The organism is Pseudomonas folii, from assembly GCF_014357575.1.
Lineage (GTDB): Bacteria > Pseudomonadota > Gammaproteobacteria > Pseudomonadales > Pseudomonadaceae > Aquipseudomonas > Aquipseudomonas folii.
Map to the genome: position 1 here is coordinate 1 of NZ_JACONW010000132.1, position 15,442 is coordinate 15,442.

Here is a 15,442-nt window from a genome sequence, read left to right on the forward strand (position 1 = left end):
CAACAGATTAGAGTTTCATCGCAAATTTATGGTGGTATTCACCCCGTCATTAACACTGTCGTCATCAAACCAGCGACTCGTGACGGTCTTGGTTTGAGTGTAGAACTGCACCACCTGTTTGCCGTACGGGCCGAGGTCGCCGAGTTTGGAGCCGCGAGAACCGGTGAAGCTGAAGAACGGCACGGGCACCGGAATCGGGATGTTGATCCCCACCTGCCCCACGTCGATCTCACTCTGGAATTTGCGGGCCGCCGCGCCGCTCTGGGTAAACAGGCCAGTGCCGTTGCCGTAAGGATTGGCGTTGACCAACGCAATGGCTTGATCGAGGGTGTCGACTTCCAGCACCACCAATACAGGTCCGAAGATTTCCTGGGCGTAGATCTGCATGTCGGTGGTGACGCCGGAGAACAGGGTTGGCCCGACAAAATTGCCATCCTCAAAACCCGGCACCTTTATGTCGCGGCCATCCAGTTCCAGCTTCGCGCCTTCGCGCACGCCGCTTTCGATCAGGTCCAGAATCCGCTGCCTGGCGCGTCTGGAAATCACCGGTCCGACATCGGTGCCCGCTTCGCTGCCGGCATTGACCTTGAGTTGCTGCGCCAGCGCTTTGAGGTCCGGCAGCCACTGCTTCGCCGCACCGACCAATACGACCACCGAAGTGGCCATGCAACGTTGACCGGCAGCGCCGAAACCGGCACCGACCAAGGCGTTCAGGGTTTGCTGACGATTGGCATCAGGCAGCACCACCGCGTGGTTCTTGGCGCCCATCATCGATTGCACGCGCTTGCCGTGTTGACCGGCCAGGTTGTAGACGTGAGTGCCGACGGCGGTAGAGCCGACAAAGGAAACCGCTTTGATGTCCTTGTGGATGCAAAGGGCATCCACCACCTCTTTACCGCCATGCACCACGTTGAGTACGCCCGGCGGAACGCCCGCCTCAACCGCCAGCTCAACCAGCAACATGGTCGACATCGGGTCCTGCTCGGAGGGTTTGAGCACGAAGGTATTACCGCAGGCGATGGCCATCGGGAACATCCATAACGGGATCATTGCCGGGAAGTTGAACGGTGTGATGCCCGCGCAGACGCCCAAGGGCTGGCGCAAGGTATAGGTATCGACGCCGCCCGCGACGTTCTCGGAGAACTCGCCCATTTGCAGGCTGCCAATGGAACAGGCGTGTTCCACCACTTCCAGACCTCGAAAGATATCCCCCTCGGCATCCGCGATGGTCTTGCCCTGTTCGGCACTGAGCACTGCCGCAATGCGCGACGAGTGCTCACGAATCAATGCCTGCAGCTTGAGCATAATGCGCATACGCGCGCCAATCGGCGTATGACGCCAGGTCTGGAACGCCTTCTGCGCGGCGGCCACGGCGACATCGACTTCGTCGGCTGTGGCAAACGGCACTTGAGCCAGCACTTGCTGGGTCGCCGGGTTGATGATGTCGTGCCATTCGGTGCTATGCGATTCAACCCATTCGCCATTGATCAGCAGCTTGACTCGATCCACGGTGTTGTCCTTGTTGTTCGGGGAAGCGTTCATCGAAATCTCCTAATCAAACAGTTATCCGGCTCTCAGTCAGGACGCCGGATGTCGGGGCGGATCGCGCTTCATCAGCGCCGTGCAGACCAACGCCACAACGCCCATACCCACCAGATAAACGATCACGTAATGCGGGCTGCCATCGGCGTAAGCCAGTAGCTTGGTGGCGATCATTGGTGCGAATCCACCGCCCAATACACCCGCCAGTTGCACCGATACCGAAATGCCGCTGTAGCGGATTTCTGCCGGGAATTGTCGGGCGAACAGCAATGATTCGGGGGCATACAGAATCGGGAACACCACACCTACCGCCAGCACCATCGCCCACCAGACCAACAGCGGTTCGCGGGTGCCGAGCATGGCGAAGAACGGGTAGGCGAACGCGCACAGCAGTAGCAAGCCGGCGAAGTACAAACGACGCTGGCCAACCTTGTCCGAGAGGTAGCCGCAGAACGGCATGGTGATCAGTGACAGCGCTGCCCCCGCAGTAATCGCGTTGAGGACGTCGGCACGAGGGATCAGCAGTTGATTGGCGGCGTAGGCCAAGGCGAAGGTCACCGACATGTAGAACCAGGCGTTCTCGGCAGTCCGTGCGCCGATGATCGTCAGAGTTTCCCGTGGGTGTTCACGCAGCACCTTGAGCAGCGGCACCTTGACTGCGATTTTGTCCTTCTTGAGCTTTTCGAAGTCCGGCGACTCCGGCACTTTCAGGCGGATCAACCAGCCCACGCCAAGCAGCACGATGCTGGCAATGAACGGCAGGCGCCAGCCCCAACTGAGCATGTCTTCTTCAGGCAGTTTGGCGACCATTCCCATGGCCAGCGTTGCCAACACGAGGCCTGCGCCCACACCGGTTTGCGGCAGGCTGCCGTAGAAACCTTTTTTGCCTTCGGGCGCATGTTCGACGGCCATCAACACGGCACCGCCCCACTCGCCTCCCACCGCCATGCCTTGCAGGAAGCGCATGACCACCAGAATCAGCGCTGCCCAGTAGCCGATCTGTTCGTAGGTGGGGATCAGGCCAATGATAATGGTCGGTATCCCCATCATCATCAGGGTCATTAGCAGCATGGATTTACGCCCGATGCGATCGCCGAAATGCCCGAAAATAATCCCGCCCAGCGGCCGCCCGAGAAAGCCCACAGCGTAGGTGGCAAATGCCGCCAGAACGCCGGTGATCGGGTCCAGTGCCGGGAAAAAGATTTTGTTGAAGATCAGCGCGGCAGCCGTGCCGTATAGGAAAAAGTCATACCACTCGATGGTCGTACCCGCCATGCTCGCGGCACCGGCAAGGCGATAGGATTTGGCTTTTTCCGGGGGCCCGGCATCGAGTGCGCCAGCGTCCGCCGTGAGTGCGTCCTTCATAAACTCCTCCGCTTATTTATTGTTGTGCAGGGTGTTATGTCGTGGGGTGTTGCCTGGGATTTGAAACGAATGCGCGTAACCGCCGTAGGACCGGCTTTAGCCGGAAGGGCGTCATTGAGTCGAGCATCGCCCTCCCGGCTAAAGCCGGTCCTACGGACTATCCGCAGATCGGCGTTCTGGAGTATAGATGTGCAAACTTCTAACAAGAACGCACATAAAAGCAGGACCAACATGCAAAAAAACATCACCTCCCTGAGCAATCTGAACTGGGATGACCTGAAGTTTTTTCTTGAGGTGGCCCGTACCCGCAAGGCCAGCAGCGCCGCCAAACGACTCGCAGTGGATTACACCACCGTGTCGCGGCGCATCACTTCGCTGGAGAACTCGCTGGGTACGCTGCTGTTCGAGAAATCTCGTGGCAACGGTTTCATCCTGACCGCCGAAGGCCAGCGATTGCTGGGTTATGCAGAGTCCATCGAAAGCACGCTGCATCTGGCCTGCGAGCAGGTTTCGGGATCAGGCCTGGCGCTATCCGGGCATATCCGCATCGGCTGTACCGAAGGCTTCGGCAGTTTTTTTATCACGCCACAGCTCAGCCACTTTCTTGATGACTACCCCGACATCTCGGTGGATATCCTGCCGCTGCCGCACTTCATCAGCCTGTCCAAACGCGAGGCCGATATCGTTATCGCCCTGGAACGACCGGAGCACGGGCCTTATGTGTGCTGCAAATTGTGCGACTACAACCTGCGGCTGTACGCGACTCAGGAATACCTGGACAGCCACAAGCCTCTCAACAGCACGGCTGACCTGGCTGAACATACCTTCATCAGTTACGTAGACGACCTGGCCTTTAGCTCGGAGCTGCTTTACCTCAGCAACCTGCTCCCCGGCGCCCAAGCACAACTGCGCAGCACCAGCGTCATCGCCCAATACCTCGCTGCGCTGCAAGGCCGTGCGTTGGCGATTTTGCCGTGCTTTCTTGCCGCTCAGGATTCGCGGTTGATACCGGTGTTGGCAGATGAAGTGAATATCACCCGACATTTCTGGATGTACTGTCGGGAGGATCTGAGGAAGCTCAAGCGGATTACAGTGCTGTGGGATTACATTCGGGAGGTGACGGAGTTGAATCAGGGGTTGCTGCTGGGGCGGTCGCGGGGAGTGATGTTTGCAGAATAGTCATGCCCATCGAATACCCGTAGGAGCTGCCGAAGGCTGCGAAGCATTTACTCCTGACATGCCGCAATCGCAGCCTTCGGCAGCTCCTACAGAGGCTTTTGAATCAGGAACTAGGCCGCAGAAACCTGCTCATGCTCGAACCACACGCCAATCTCTTCCAACGGCATCGGCCGCGAGAACAGGTAGCCCTGCGCAGACATGCAGCCCAAGCTCTTCAGTGCGGCAAGTTCTGCTGCCGTTTCAACCCCTTCGACGATGCATTCAAGTTGCATGTCCTGGCACAACGCGAGCAGGGATTTGACGATTTTGAAGCTCGCAGGGTTGAGGTGGATGTCGGTCACAAAAGTGCGGTCGACCTTGAGTTTGGTCAGCGACAGTGCGTGAATCTGGCTCAGACTCGAGTACCCGGTGCCGAAGTCGTCCAGGGAAATACCACAGCCTAAACTGCGAAACAGGCCGATGGCCCGCTGAGTCTGGGCCAGATCCTGAATAACGGCGGTCTCGGTGATTTCCAGATCCAGACATGACGGATCGAACCCGCTGTCCTTGATGGCCTGGGCAATAACCTGAGCAGCCTCTTCCGACCCGCAGTCATGAGCGGAAAGGTTGAACGACAGGCGAATACCGGCAGGCCAGGACGATGCGGCCTCCAGCGCCTTGCTCAGCAGCGGCACGGTCAAGCGATTAACCATGCCGATACGCTCGGCGATGGGAATGAAATCACTGGGCGGCACATTCCCCAACTCTGGGCTCTTCCAACGCGCCAGTGCCTCGAATGCGATGGTTCGCTGGCTATGAATATCAACGATCGGCTGGAACACCACGTGAAACTCTTCCTGCAGATTGGCCCTGCGCAAAGCCTGTTCAGTCAGCCCTTGTCGGCTGAGTTGCTGACGGTGAACACCGGAGAACATGCATACGGTGCCCGGTCGGTTGCGCTTGCTTTGGTAAAGCGCGTAATCAGCGTATTCGTAAACTTCAGTTTCGCTGGCAGCCAAATCGGGGAAAGTGGCGATGCCCATTGAAGCGCCGATCTGGATCGGAATATCCACCAGCAGAAAAGGCTCACGCATCTGTGCACAGATCCGCTCGCCGAAGGCACGCAACTGCTCGTCGCTTTTGGCATCCGTCATGATCAATGCGAACTCATCCCCGCCCAGTCGGGCCAGATGAACGCCATCATCCAGTAAACCCGTCAAACGCTGGCCAACCTGATAAAGCAGCTTGTCGCCAATGCTATGGCCGTAGAGATCATTGACCGGCTTGAAGCCGTCCAGGTCGATCAAGCCAACCGCCAGACGCGCATCATGGACACGAGCTTCTTCAAGCAGGATTTCCAGCAGGGAGAAAAACTGTCGGCGATTGGCCAGCCCGGTCAGGCTGTCCATGTTGGCGAGGCGACGGTTCTCGTTGCTCAGCCTTTCGGTACTGGCCTGCATGTTCACCAGTCGCGTGAAATCGCCGTACTGGGCCTTGAGAATGATGAGCATCGCAATGGAAACCAATACCACATCAATCGCCGTAGCGATAAACGTGATGTTGTTGGTCGAGGCAAAAAACACCACGAACGCCGTATTGACCACGACCGTGGTTGCCAGCGCCGCAGGCAGCAAATGCATCATGCAGAAGATGCAGGCGATGACCGTAATCGCCATGAAAAAGGCAACGTGAGCCTGACCGTAGCTATCGCCATAAGGAAACAGCGCCAGCGACCAGGCGGCAAAACCCGCGGCCACAAATGGCGCGAGACGATTGGTGCGTTTCAGGGCGGCCAGCATCTGTGCCGGGCTGGCTGTACGTGTGCGCGTACGGCACCACTCCACGGCACGGATAACACCGAATACCGTCATGACCAACGGGCAATAGACCGCTAGCCAGGCCGGTGCTGCCGAATAGTGAGTGCCCGCCAGCACCAGCGTATTGATCAGCAGAATGAAATACATCATCGGCAGTTGCCGGGACAACGCAATGTATTGGGCTTTGACCAAGCCAGGGTTGTCTTTAGGCACAGACATGAGCGCTCGCAAATCGGCAAGCAAGGTTTTATTCATCAGGCGTGGCTCTGAAAGTTCAACCAGTTATAAACCGACCAGATATCCCTTCCAGTTTTGGTCAAGTACATCGATAGACCGTGCACTTATCTATTCGTGTCGGCAGCGCAGCCGGTTTATGCACGTCTTCCGATGAATGGTGGCATTTTGACTGTAGACGACAATTTTCAAGTCAGCACACATTCCGCGAGCCAGGCCTCGAATTCTTCCAGAGGCATGGGTCGGCTGATCAGATAGCCTTGCCCGGTGTCACACCCGGCATCGCTTAGAAACGCCAGTTGCTCCGGGGTTTCGATGCCTTCGGCGGTGACGGTGTAGCCGAGGGCATGCCCCAGTTCTATGACGGCCTCAGTGATTGCGACGTAGGCTCGGTCGTGAGGCAGACCGGAAATGAACGTGCGATCAATTTTCAGGTTGTCGATGGGCAAATCTTTCAGGTAGGCCAGAGAGGAATAGCCCGTGCCAAAATCATCAATAGCTACGCTCAGGCCCATGCTGCGCAGTTGGCTGAGTACCGTGTGCGCCAATTCCTGGCGGTTCATGATCAGGCTTTCGGTGACCTCCACCTCCAGCACCTGGGCGGGCAAGTCATAGCGCTGCAAGGCCAGCCGTACATCTTCGACGAAATCGCTGCGCTCTATTTGCAGCACGGCCACGTTGATCGCAATGTGCTGGTTGTACTGTCCGGAGTCGCGCCAGCGCCGGGCCTGTTTGCACACTTGATCAAGCACCCACTGGCCGATCGAGACAATCAACCCAGTGCGCTCAGCCAGCGGGATGAAGTCTGCAGGCGATACCAGTCCCAGCGTCGGGCTGCGCCAGCGAATCAATGCTTCTGCGCCCTCGACCTTGCCGGTTTTCAGATCGCGCTTGGGCTGGTACCAGACTTCGAATTCATTGCGCTCAAGGGCCTGACGTATCGCCGCCTCCAGAGCCACTCGGGCTTGAATCAGCGTGGTCATATGCGACTGGTAGAAACAGAAATCGTTACGACCAGCCTCTTTGGCGGCGTACATTGCCGTATCGGCCTGAGTCAGAAGCGCCTGGGCCGTAGTCCCATTCTCTGGATACATCGTGACCCCGATGCTGGCAGTCACTAACGCGGCAGTCCCATCCAGATCGAACGGCTTGTGCAACGACTGAAGGATTTTGCCCACCACCGGTACGACATCCGCCTCGCACTCCACTCCATCTAGGATAAAGCCGAACTCGTCCCCACCCAGTCGAGCGACAACATCCCCAAACCTTGCCGCGTCGACAAAACGGTGGGTAGCCTGTTGCAGCAACAGATCGCCCATCGGATGGCCGAGGCTGTCGTTGACCAGCTTGAAACCATCCAGGTCCAGCATCAGCACAGCCATGCAGTTGTTCTGCCGTTTGGCCTGCTCAATGCCCTGGATCAGTTGCTGGTGGAACAACACACGGTTGGGCAACCCGGTAACCGAGTCGAAGTGAGCCAGCCGCTCAAGCCCGCGTTCAGCTTCCTTGCGCACCGTGACGTCTCGCACAATCGCATAGGTCACCAGCTCCTGCGCCAGTTGCATGGTGCACAGCGTCACCTCGGTCGGAAACACGCTGCCATCCACACGCTTGTGATCCCACTCGAAACGCAGCGAACCCTCACGCTCTACTTCGACCCGAAGCGCTGCGGCTTTGGCCACCGAGGACTGCCCGTCAGGCTGGAACAGTGGAGAGATCTCGGCCACGGTGACAATGGGAAACACGTCGCCCTCGAATCCCAAGGCCTTCATTGCGGCAGTGTTCCCCTGATTGATCCGTCCGTCCTGACCCCGAATCCAGATGGGGTCCGGTGAACGCTCGAACAGCATGCGGAAGCGATCTTCACTTTGTACCAGCGAAGAGGTCACCACTTCCCGCTCGGTAATTTCCTTGCGCAGCTCGGCATTTCGCCGGCGGATCAGACTGTGATTCAGACTGGCCTGCAGAATGAAGAGACTTAACAGTATGGACGTCGATATCGCCAGCAGGAAAAGCGAGGAATCAAGGATGGACCGTGTTACCCAGCCGCTCCTGGGTAGAGCCGCCAATTGCCAGCTACCGCCGGGAATGCTGACGTCAACCACGATCGGATCGCTGTCGAACAATGCTGAATCGCCATAAATCAGCTGACCTGCTGCACCGAGGCCATCGTGACCGCGCAACGCGACTTGCAGCCCTTCTTCTTCTTCCAGTCCGGCCGCCTTCAGCAGTGCATCAGTACTGGTGACTACGGAAATAACGCCCCAATAGGCCTCATGTTCCTGATGTGCAGAAAGGAAAACAGGACGGCGATAGATCAATTCCCTGCCCCCCTGATACAGCGTTACGGGTCCGGCCAGCAACGCGGCGCCGGTTACGCGTGCTTTTTCTATGAGTGGGTACTGGTTGGGCCAGCTTTGATAGTCCAGGCCGATGATGCCTTCATTGCCTGCCAGCGGGTAGGTATCCAGAATCACTTCATCAGGCGCAATGACGATGTTGCGAATGTACGGCACGGCATCGATGGCGCTATGGGCCATGCGCCTGAAATGCTGGGGCGAGATACTCCCGTCAATACTGATCAGTTGGGCGATGCCTTCGGTGCCGCTGAACGCAAATCGCACACGCTCTGCCAGTCGCGTTCCCAGGCTGCTGAGTTGAAGAGCCAGACCAGCCCGATCATTGTCGCGGTGACGTGCATTATCCAGTGCGCCCAGCCCATAGGACAGAAATGCGCCAATGACCAGCACCCCGAGAGGTAAAAAGAAGGTGCTATACGAGCCGTTGTCACGACCCGAGGGTGCCTGGGCTTTACTCACATGCTGCCATCCGGTTGGGTAATTCAAAGAAAATTAATACCCGGCGCACTATCCGCGTACACGCTGGATAGTGGCTGATAGCTCAAGGTCAATGTATCCGTATGAGTGCATCTCGTCATCGACCAGAATGACAGATCCTTGAGAAACATTTTTCAACTATCAATTTGACCGATGATGGGTAGTAATCGCATTGACTTCTTAATAAATACCAGCGGCGTAGCATTGCCTCCATACCGAGTTACCAACTAACCGATCTGGAGCAACTACCATGAAAACTTCAAACCTGATCTTTGGCTTTACCTTCTCCCTGCTGGCTGCAAGTGCTTTCGCCCTGCCGGCCGTCAATGTCCACAACCAACTGAACGCTCCAATAGTTGCTGAAGGCGGTTCTGACCACGTAGGTGCAAACCGCGTCGCTGCTGACGGTGCTGACCACGTGGGCGCAAACCGCGTCGCTGCTGACCACGTAGGTGCAAACCGCGTTGCTGCCGACGGTGCTGACCGCGTAGGTGCAAACCGCGTCGCTGCCGACGGTGCTGACCATGTAGGCGCAAATCGCGTTGCTGCCGATGGTGCTGACCACGTAGGTGCAAATCGCGTTGCTGCTGATGGTGCTGATCACGTAGGTGCAAACCGAGTTGCTGCTGATGGTGCTGATCATGTAGGCGCAAACCGCCTGAGCTGATTTTCTAATCTGCTTGTCTACAGCCCGGCTTATGCCGGGCTTAATTTTGTCCAGAATAAAGTTCTTCCCGACAGCACATATATACAAAGTTATAATCACCTAGTTATTGAACGCAAAAATTGGATCCAATAAACCGCTAATAATTACCCTCCACAAGTATGACGTCCGATCACAATCGGGTAACTAAAAAATCTTATCAAACAACTGCTTGAAACTTTGCACTGGTTTTTGACGGTCGGCCATTAAGGTTCGAACGTCGTTGCCGATAGGGTGTTGTACAGATGCCCTCGCTGCCTTAAAAAAACAATGTTCCGGCTGTGATTGATCTTCCAAGCAAAAAAATCGTGGAGAAACACAATGAACAGCTGGTTTGCCAACATCAGCGTCAACATGAAGCTCGCCCTCGGTTTTGGGCTGGTGCTTGTTTTTACTGCCATTCTCGCTCTGACTGGCTGGAACAGCCTGAGCAAACTCATCGACCGTAGCAACTGGATGAGTGACATCACCGAGCTCAATGCCCAATTGACCAAATTGCGGGTAGCACGCCTGCAATACATGGTTGCCGACGGCGACGACGCCGTGGCCCAGAGCGTTCAGGTGGCCCTGGACGGCTTCAAGGCTCAGCAGGAAAAACTGCTGAAAAGCTTCAAGAGCCCGGAGAATATCGCGCTTTTGAAACAACTGAGCACCGTCATCGCCGAATACGAAAAAGGCCTCGCTGACATGCGGGCTGGCTACAAGGCCAGTAACAGCGCACGTGATTCAATGGGCGGCCATGCAGATAAAGGCAATGCGCTGGTTGATCAGCTTTACGCAGATGTACTGAACCTCGGTGCGGACGACGAGCGCCGATTCGAGCAGTATCAAGCCATCAGCAAGGTCAAACAGGACCTGATGCTGGCGCGTTACGCGACGCGTGGCTACACCGGCAGCACTACGCCGGAGAACGAACAGAAAGCATTGAGCGAGATCGAGAACGCGATCAAAGGCCTGCAAGCTACACAATCGACTTTTGGCGGCGTCCAGGCTGAACGACTCAAGCAGCTGGAAACCGAACTGAGCGAGTACCGCAACTCGTTGATGGCCTTCAAGACCACCATTGGCAACCTTGCTGTATTGCGCAAGAACATGACGACCCAGGGCGCGACCATCGTCAAACTCAGCGATGACATGTACAAAATCCAGCTGGACCGCCGTGACATCGAGAGCGCCGACGCCCGCAATATGCAGTTGATCTGCACCTTGCTCGCACTCGTGCTGGGTGTTTTGGCAGCGATTATCATCACGCGTCAGATTACCCGTCCTCTGAAGGACACCCTGGAAGTTGTGGAGCGCATCGGTTCTGGGGATCTGTCGCACACCATGGTTGTGACCCGTCGTGACGAATTGGGCGAGCTGCAACAAGGCATTCAGCGGATGGGCACCACGCTGCGCGACCTGATCGGCAATATTCGTGACAGCGTTGTGCAAATTGCCAGCGCCGCTGAAGAGTTGTCTGCCGTTACCGAACAGACCAGCGCCGGTGTAAACAGCCAGAAGGTCGAGACTGATCAAGTGGCCACCGCCATGCACGAAATGTCGGCCACAGTGCAGGAAGTTGCACGTAACGCCGAACAGGCATCCCAAGCCGCATCGGTCGCCGATAAAGAAGCACGCAACGGCGACAAGGTCGTAGGCGAAGCCATCGTACAGATCGAACGTCTGGCAGCTGAAGTCGTCCGTTCCACCGACGCCATGACTCAACTTGAGCAGGAAAGCGACAAGATCGGCAAGGTCATGGATGTGATCAAGGCGGTCGCTGAACAAACCAACCTGCTGGCCCTCAACGCTGCGATCGAAGCGGCTCGTGCCGGTGAAGCCGGACGTGGTTTTGCGGTAGTGGCTGACGAAGTGCGCGGTCTGGCGCAGCGCACACAGAAATCCACCGAGGAAATCGAAGCCCTGGTCGCTGGTTTGCAGAACGGTACCCGTCAGGTCTCAAGCATCATGCTCAGCAGCCGTGAACTGACTGAAAGCAGCGTGACCCTGACTCGCAAGGCCGGTACATCGCTGGAAAGCATCACCCTGACGGTTTCCAACATTCAGGCGATGAACCAGCAGATCGCCGCTGCGGCTGAAGAGCAAAGCGCGGTAGCCGAAGAGATCAGCCGCAGCATCATCAACGTGCGCGATGTTTCCGAGCAGACCGCTTCGGCCAGCGAAGAAACTGCCGCATCCAGCGTTGAACTTGCCCGTCTGGGTAATCAGCTGCAAATGCTGGTCAGCCACTTCAAGGTCTGACCCTCGACAAGCAGTCGTTATATACCTCAAGCCCGGCTAATTGCCGGGCTTGAGCGTTTCTGAAGTTCGTACTTTCCGATACGCCCTCCAACATTCTCACATGACGCAGGTAGACAATCGGTAATTGCTTGACGCCGCCTGACTCAAGGTTTCTGCTCTCAACCGATAGACGCGCATTATTGAGGGCTTTGCCACATAATCGTCGGGTTTCTTCCACTGCAAGGTCTATCTTCACATGCAAAAAATTCTTTCCTGCCTGCTGGGCGCCGTCCTTTCCTTCTCTCCTGTGGCGCTGGTCAGCGCCACGACGGCAGCCAAGCCTGTTTCTCTGGTGGTTCTCAGTTCCGGCGGCATCATGGGCGCGTTCAACGCGATCAGTAGCGATTATGAGCAGCGCACGGGCGTGCGTCTGGTGGCGGAGGCTGCGCCGTCAATGGGTGCTACGCCGCAAGCGATACCTAACCGCCTGGCCCGCAATGAACCCGCGGACGTTGTACTGATGGTTGGCTCGGCGCTGGATAAACTGATCAAGAACGGCCAGATCGACCCCAAGAGCCGCGTCGATCTGGGTAAATCCTACATCGCCATGGCGGTGCGTCACGGCGCTCCCAAGCCTGATATCAGCACCATGGAAGCCTTCAAGCAGACGCTGATCGATTCAACATCCATCGCTTATTCGGACAGTGCCAGCGGCGTTTACCTGTCCCGTGTGCTCTTCAATCAGATGCATATCGGTGAGCTGATGCAGACCAAAAGCCGCATGATTCCTGCCACTCCAGTGGGTGAAGTGGTTGCACGTGGCGAGGCCCAGCTTGGCTTTCAGCAGTTGAGCGAGCTCAAGCAGGTGGAAGGCATTGACATCGTTGGTTTGATTCCCGACCAGGCTCAACAAATGACCCTGTATTCAGGTGCGGTTTCGTCGCGCAGCGCTCATCCGGAACAGGCTAAACAGCTGCTGGAATATCTGGGCTCGCTGGCGGCGGCTGACGCGATCAAAAAAAGCGGGCTGGATCCGGTGGCCAAGTAACGGCTCATTATTGCCTGAGCTGACGCAATGTGTAGGAGCTGCCGAAGGCTGCGATGACGGCGTGTCAGGAAAAACACATCGCAGCCTTCGGCAGCTTCTACAAGGATGTAGTCCAGCCAAACTTAGAGATCTGCTTCACACCGCCAACTCAACCAGCTCGGCCCTTACGCCTTGCTCGTCGATATGCAGCACAGCAACCGAAATCGGCAGTTTGAACCGCCGGGGCCCGGCGCTGCCCGGGTTGATGAACAGCACACCGTCCCGCTGTTCGATCAGCGGTTTGTGAGAGTGACCCACGACGACGACCCGGATGTCGTCCGGCAAGGACTTGGGAACCTCGGCGGGGATGTGAGTGACGTAAATGCCGATGCCCTCCACCTTCAACACCGCCGAATAAGGCACATCGCTAGCCCATGCATCGTCCTGATCGTTATTGCCGCGCACCACAGTCAGCGGCGCGAGGGCGCGCAGTGCTTCCAGAATCGAAACCTTGCCAATGTCACCGGCATGAATCAGTTGTTCACAACCTTTGAGTGCATCCAGCGCCTGCGGGCGCAACAGGCCATGGGTGTCGGAGATCAGGCCAATTTTCATGATGTCTGCTCGTGCTTTTTAAACGTAGGGACTGAGCATATCGGTATTCGGGCTCTGTGAGCGACGGGACAGTCCTGATGGGACCCTAAGTTAGCCCCCAGGCCTGCTTTTGATCTTATAGGACCGGCTTTAGCCGGGAGAGCGGTGTCTTGGCGAATATGTTTAGCGGATGTCCAGACGTCCTCCCGGCTAAAGCCGGTCCTACGTTTTTGCGTAGACTCTTCACGAACTCATTCGCCAAGGAGACACTTGCACCACCCGACGCACGTCCGAAAGGCTTATTGACAAACATCAGGCGGACTGCAAATATCGCGAAAAGTTGTACGACGACAGATAACAAAAATAACAATAATCAGGGAAGCACACGTATGACGAACCTCGTTCGCACCCCGCAATGCCCGCGCATAAGACGACCCGCACACCCAGTGCCCAGCGGTAGCTATCGTTTGCGCTCCCGATCAAGTCCGGGATAACCCTCTTTTATAGAATTCGCTGACGGTTAATCCGTTTCGAAGCAAAGACTCGTCTGCATAGCGGCCGGAGTCTGAAGCCCCGGCATGGGGGCACCTTGCACTTCTCCACAGGACAGGCCATTCAAGTGCCGGAGGGGGAGTGCTCTGTCAAAAAAATGGGAGCACAACAATAATGAGATCTCAAAACAAGCGTTCACTGGCGCTTCTCGGGCTGGGCACCATGAGCCTGACGTTCCCGCTGATGGGCATGGCCGAAGGCTTTGTAGACGACACCAAAGCAACGCTGACTTTTCGTAACGCCTACTTCAACCGTAACTTCGTCAACCCGGCGAACGCACAGGGCAAGGCGGAAGAGTGGACGCAAAGCTTTATCCTTGATGCCAAATCCGGTTTTACCCAAGGCGTAGTCGGTTTCGGGATCGATGTCCTGGGCATGTACTCGGTGAAACTCGATGGCGGCAAAGGCACAGGCGGTACACAGCTGCTGCCGATCCACGATGATGGCCGCCCGGCCGATGATTTCGGACGCTTGGGTGTCGCGGCCAAAGCCAAGGTGTCCAAGACCGAATTGAAAGTCGGCGAGTGGATGCCGGTTCTGCCCATCCTGCGCTCGGATGACGGCCGCTCGCTGCCACAGACATTCCGTGGCGGGCAGATTACCTCCAAGGAACTGGATGGCCTGACCTTGTATGGCGGTCAGTTCAGAGGCAACAGCCCGCGTAACGATGCGAGCATGGAAGACATGTCGCTCAACGGCCGGGGCGCTTTTCAGTCTGATCGCTTCAACTTTGGTGGCGGCGAATACGCCTTTAATGAAAAGCGCACCCAGGTCGGCCTGTGGTACGCCCAGCTTGAAGACATCTACAACCAGAAATTCATCAACGTGCTTCACAGCCAGCCTATTGGCGACGTGACGCTGGGCGCCAATCTGGGTTACTTCTGGGGTAATGAAGACGGCAACAAACTGGCGGGCGATCTGGACAACAAAACCGCCTACGCCCTGCTGTCGGCCAAATACAAGGGCAACACCTTGTACGTCGGCTTGCAGAAAGTCAGTGGCGATGACGGCTGGTTCCGGGTCAACGGGACCAGCGGCGGCACGCTGGCAAACGATAGCTACAACGCCAGCTATGACAACGCGAAGGAAAAATCCTGGCAACTGCGTCACGACCTGGACTTCGCTGTCCTCGGCGTACCGGGCATGACCCTGATGAACCGCTACATCAGCGGTGACAACGTACACACCGGCGCGATCACCGATGGCAAGGAATGGGGCCGGGAATCAGAGCTCGCGTACACCGTACAAAGCGGCACGTTCAAGAGCCTGAACTTCCGGTGGCGTAACTCTTCCATTCGTCGCGACTTCAGCACCAACGAGTTCGACGAAAACCGGATATTCATCAGCTATCCGCTGTCGTTGCTGTGAACTCAAGGTGATACGCGAGATT

10 protein-coding genes and 1 pseudogene are annotated in these 15,442 nt (G+C 56.8%); 6 read left to right on the forward strand and 5 right to left on the reverse strand.

Annotated elements, in window-relative coordinates:
* Positions 1-15: 15 nt before the first annotated feature.
* Both H8S59_RS21260 and H8S59_RS21265 read right to left on the reverse strand, forming a co-directional pair.
* Positions 16-1,542, reverse strand: a complete 1,527-nt coding sequence (locus H8S59_RS21260) for a CoA-acylating methylmalonate-semialdehyde dehydrogenase (RefSeq protein WP_187522707.1) — start codon at positions 1,540-1,542, stop codon at positions 16-18.
* Between the two features lie 36 nt (positions 1,543-1,578).
* Entirely contained in the window at positions 1,579-2,907 is a 1,329-nt protein-coding gene (locus tag H8S59_RS21265) for an MFS transporter (protein ID WP_187522708.1), read from the reverse strand.
* 231 nt (positions 2,908-3,138) lie between these two features.
* Here H8S59_RS21265 and H8S59_RS21270 point away from each other — a divergent pair, with 231 nt between their 5' ends.
* Positions 3,139-4,086, forward strand: coding sequence for a LysR family transcriptional regulator (locus H8S59_RS21270; protein ID WP_187522709.1), 948 nt, complete (start codon positions 3,139-3,141; stop codon positions 4,084-4,086).
* Between the two features lie 110 nt (positions 4,087-4,196).
* On the opposite strand, the gene H8S59_RS21275 is transcribed toward H8S59_RS21270, so the two are convergent.
* Positions 4,197-6,137 carry a putative bifunctional diguanylate cyclase/phosphodiesterase gene (locus H8S59_RS21275; RefSeq protein WP_176469920.1) on the reverse strand — a complete coding sequence of 647 codons (1,941 nt, stop codon included), beginning with the start codon at positions 6,135-6,137 and terminating at the stop codon, positions 4,197-4,199.
* Between the two features lie 167 nt (positions 6,138-6,304).
* Positions 6,305-8,935: a bifunctional diguanylate cyclase/phosphodiesterase gene (locus H8S59_RS21280; RefSeq protein ID WP_343073077.1), complete on the reverse strand. Its 2,631-nt coding sequence runs from the start codon at positions 8,933-8,935 to the stop codon at positions 6,305-6,307.
* Positions 8,936-9,203: 268 nt separating this feature from the next.
* On the opposite strand from H8S59_RS21280, the gene H8S59_RS21285 reads away from it, so the two are divergent.
* The 4 genes and pseudogenes from H8S59_RS21285 to H8S59_RS21295 all read left to right on the forward strand — a co-directional run bounded on the left by H8S59_RS21285 (position 9,204) and on the right by H8S59_RS21295 (position 12,927).
* Positions 9,204-9,620, forward strand: coding sequence for a hypothetical protein (locus H8S59_RS21285; protein ID WP_187522710.1), 417 nt, complete (start codon positions 9,204-9,206; stop codon positions 9,618-9,620).
* A 492-nt stretch (positions 9,621-10,112) separates the two neighbouring features.
* A pseudogene (locus H8S59_RS27415) lies at positions 10,113-10,997 on the forward strand (methyl-accepting chemotaxis protein); the annotation flags it as partial.
* A 198-nt stretch (positions 10,998-11,195) separates the two neighbouring features.
* A complete protein-coding gene (locus H8S59_RS27420; protein ID WP_425504599.1) occupies positions 11,196-11,900 on the forward strand; it encodes a methyl-accepting chemotaxis protein in 705 nt (234 codons plus the stop codon).
* Between the two features lie 235 nt (positions 11,901-12,135).
* Positions 12,136-12,927 carry a substrate-binding domain-containing protein gene (locus tag H8S59_RS21295; protein WP_187522711.1) on the forward strand — a complete coding sequence of 264 codons (792 nt, stop codon included), beginning with the start codon at positions 12,136-12,138 and terminating at the stop codon, positions 12,925-12,927.
* 135 nt (positions 12,928-13,062) lie between these two features.
* Here the strand turns inward: H8S59_RS21295 and H8S59_RS21300 are convergent, their stop codons facing one another.
* Positions 13,063-13,521, reverse strand: coding sequence for a metallophosphoesterase family protein (locus H8S59_RS21300; RefSeq protein WP_187522712.1), 459 nt, complete (start codon positions 13,519-13,521; stop codon positions 13,063-13,065).
* A gap of 645 nt (positions 13,522-14,166) precedes the next feature.
* On the opposite strand from H8S59_RS21300, the gene H8S59_RS21305 reads away from it, so the two are divergent.
* Positions 14,167-15,420, forward strand: coding sequence for an OprD family porin (locus H8S59_RS21305; protein WP_095098542.1), 1,254 nt, complete (start codon positions 14,167-14,169; stop codon positions 15,418-15,420).
* Positions 15,421-15,442: the final 22 nt, after the last annotated feature.

Coding starts and splice junctions, on each gene's coding strand:
- H8S59_RS21260 (WP_187522707.1), bottom strand. CDS start 1,542: ATGAACGCTTCCCCGAACAACAAGGACAACACCGTGGATCGAGTCAAG.
- H8S59_RS21265 (WP_187522708.1), bottom strand. CDS start 2,907: ATGAAGGACGCACTCACGGCGGACGCTGGCGCACTCGATGCCGGGCCC.
- H8S59_RS21270 (WP_187522709.1), top strand. CDS start 3,139: ATGCAAAAAAACATCACCTCCCTGAGCAATCTGAACTGGGATGACCTG.
- H8S59_RS21275 (WP_176469920.1), bottom strand. CDS start 6,137: ATGAATAAAACCTTGCTTGCCGATTTGCGAGCGCTCATGTCTGTGCCT.
- H8S59_RS21285 (WP_187522710.1), top strand. CDS start 9,204: ATGAAAACTTCAAACCTGATCTTTGGCTTTACCTTCTCCCTGCTGGCT.
- H8S59_RS27420 (WP_425504599.1), top strand. CDS start 11,196: ATGTCGGCCACAGTGCAGGAAGTTGCACGTAACGCCGAACAGGCATCC.
- H8S59_RS21295 (WP_187522711.1), top strand. CDS start 12,136: ATGCAAAAAATTCTTTCCTGCCTGCTGGGCGCCGTCCTTTCCTTCTCT.
- H8S59_RS21300 (WP_187522712.1), bottom strand. CDS start 13,521: ATGAAAATTGGCCTGATCTCCGACACCCATGGCCTGTTGCGCCCGCAG.
- H8S59_RS21305 (WP_095098542.1), top strand. CDS start 14,167: ATGAGATCTCAAAACAAGCGTTCACTGGCGCTTCTCGGGCTGGGCACC.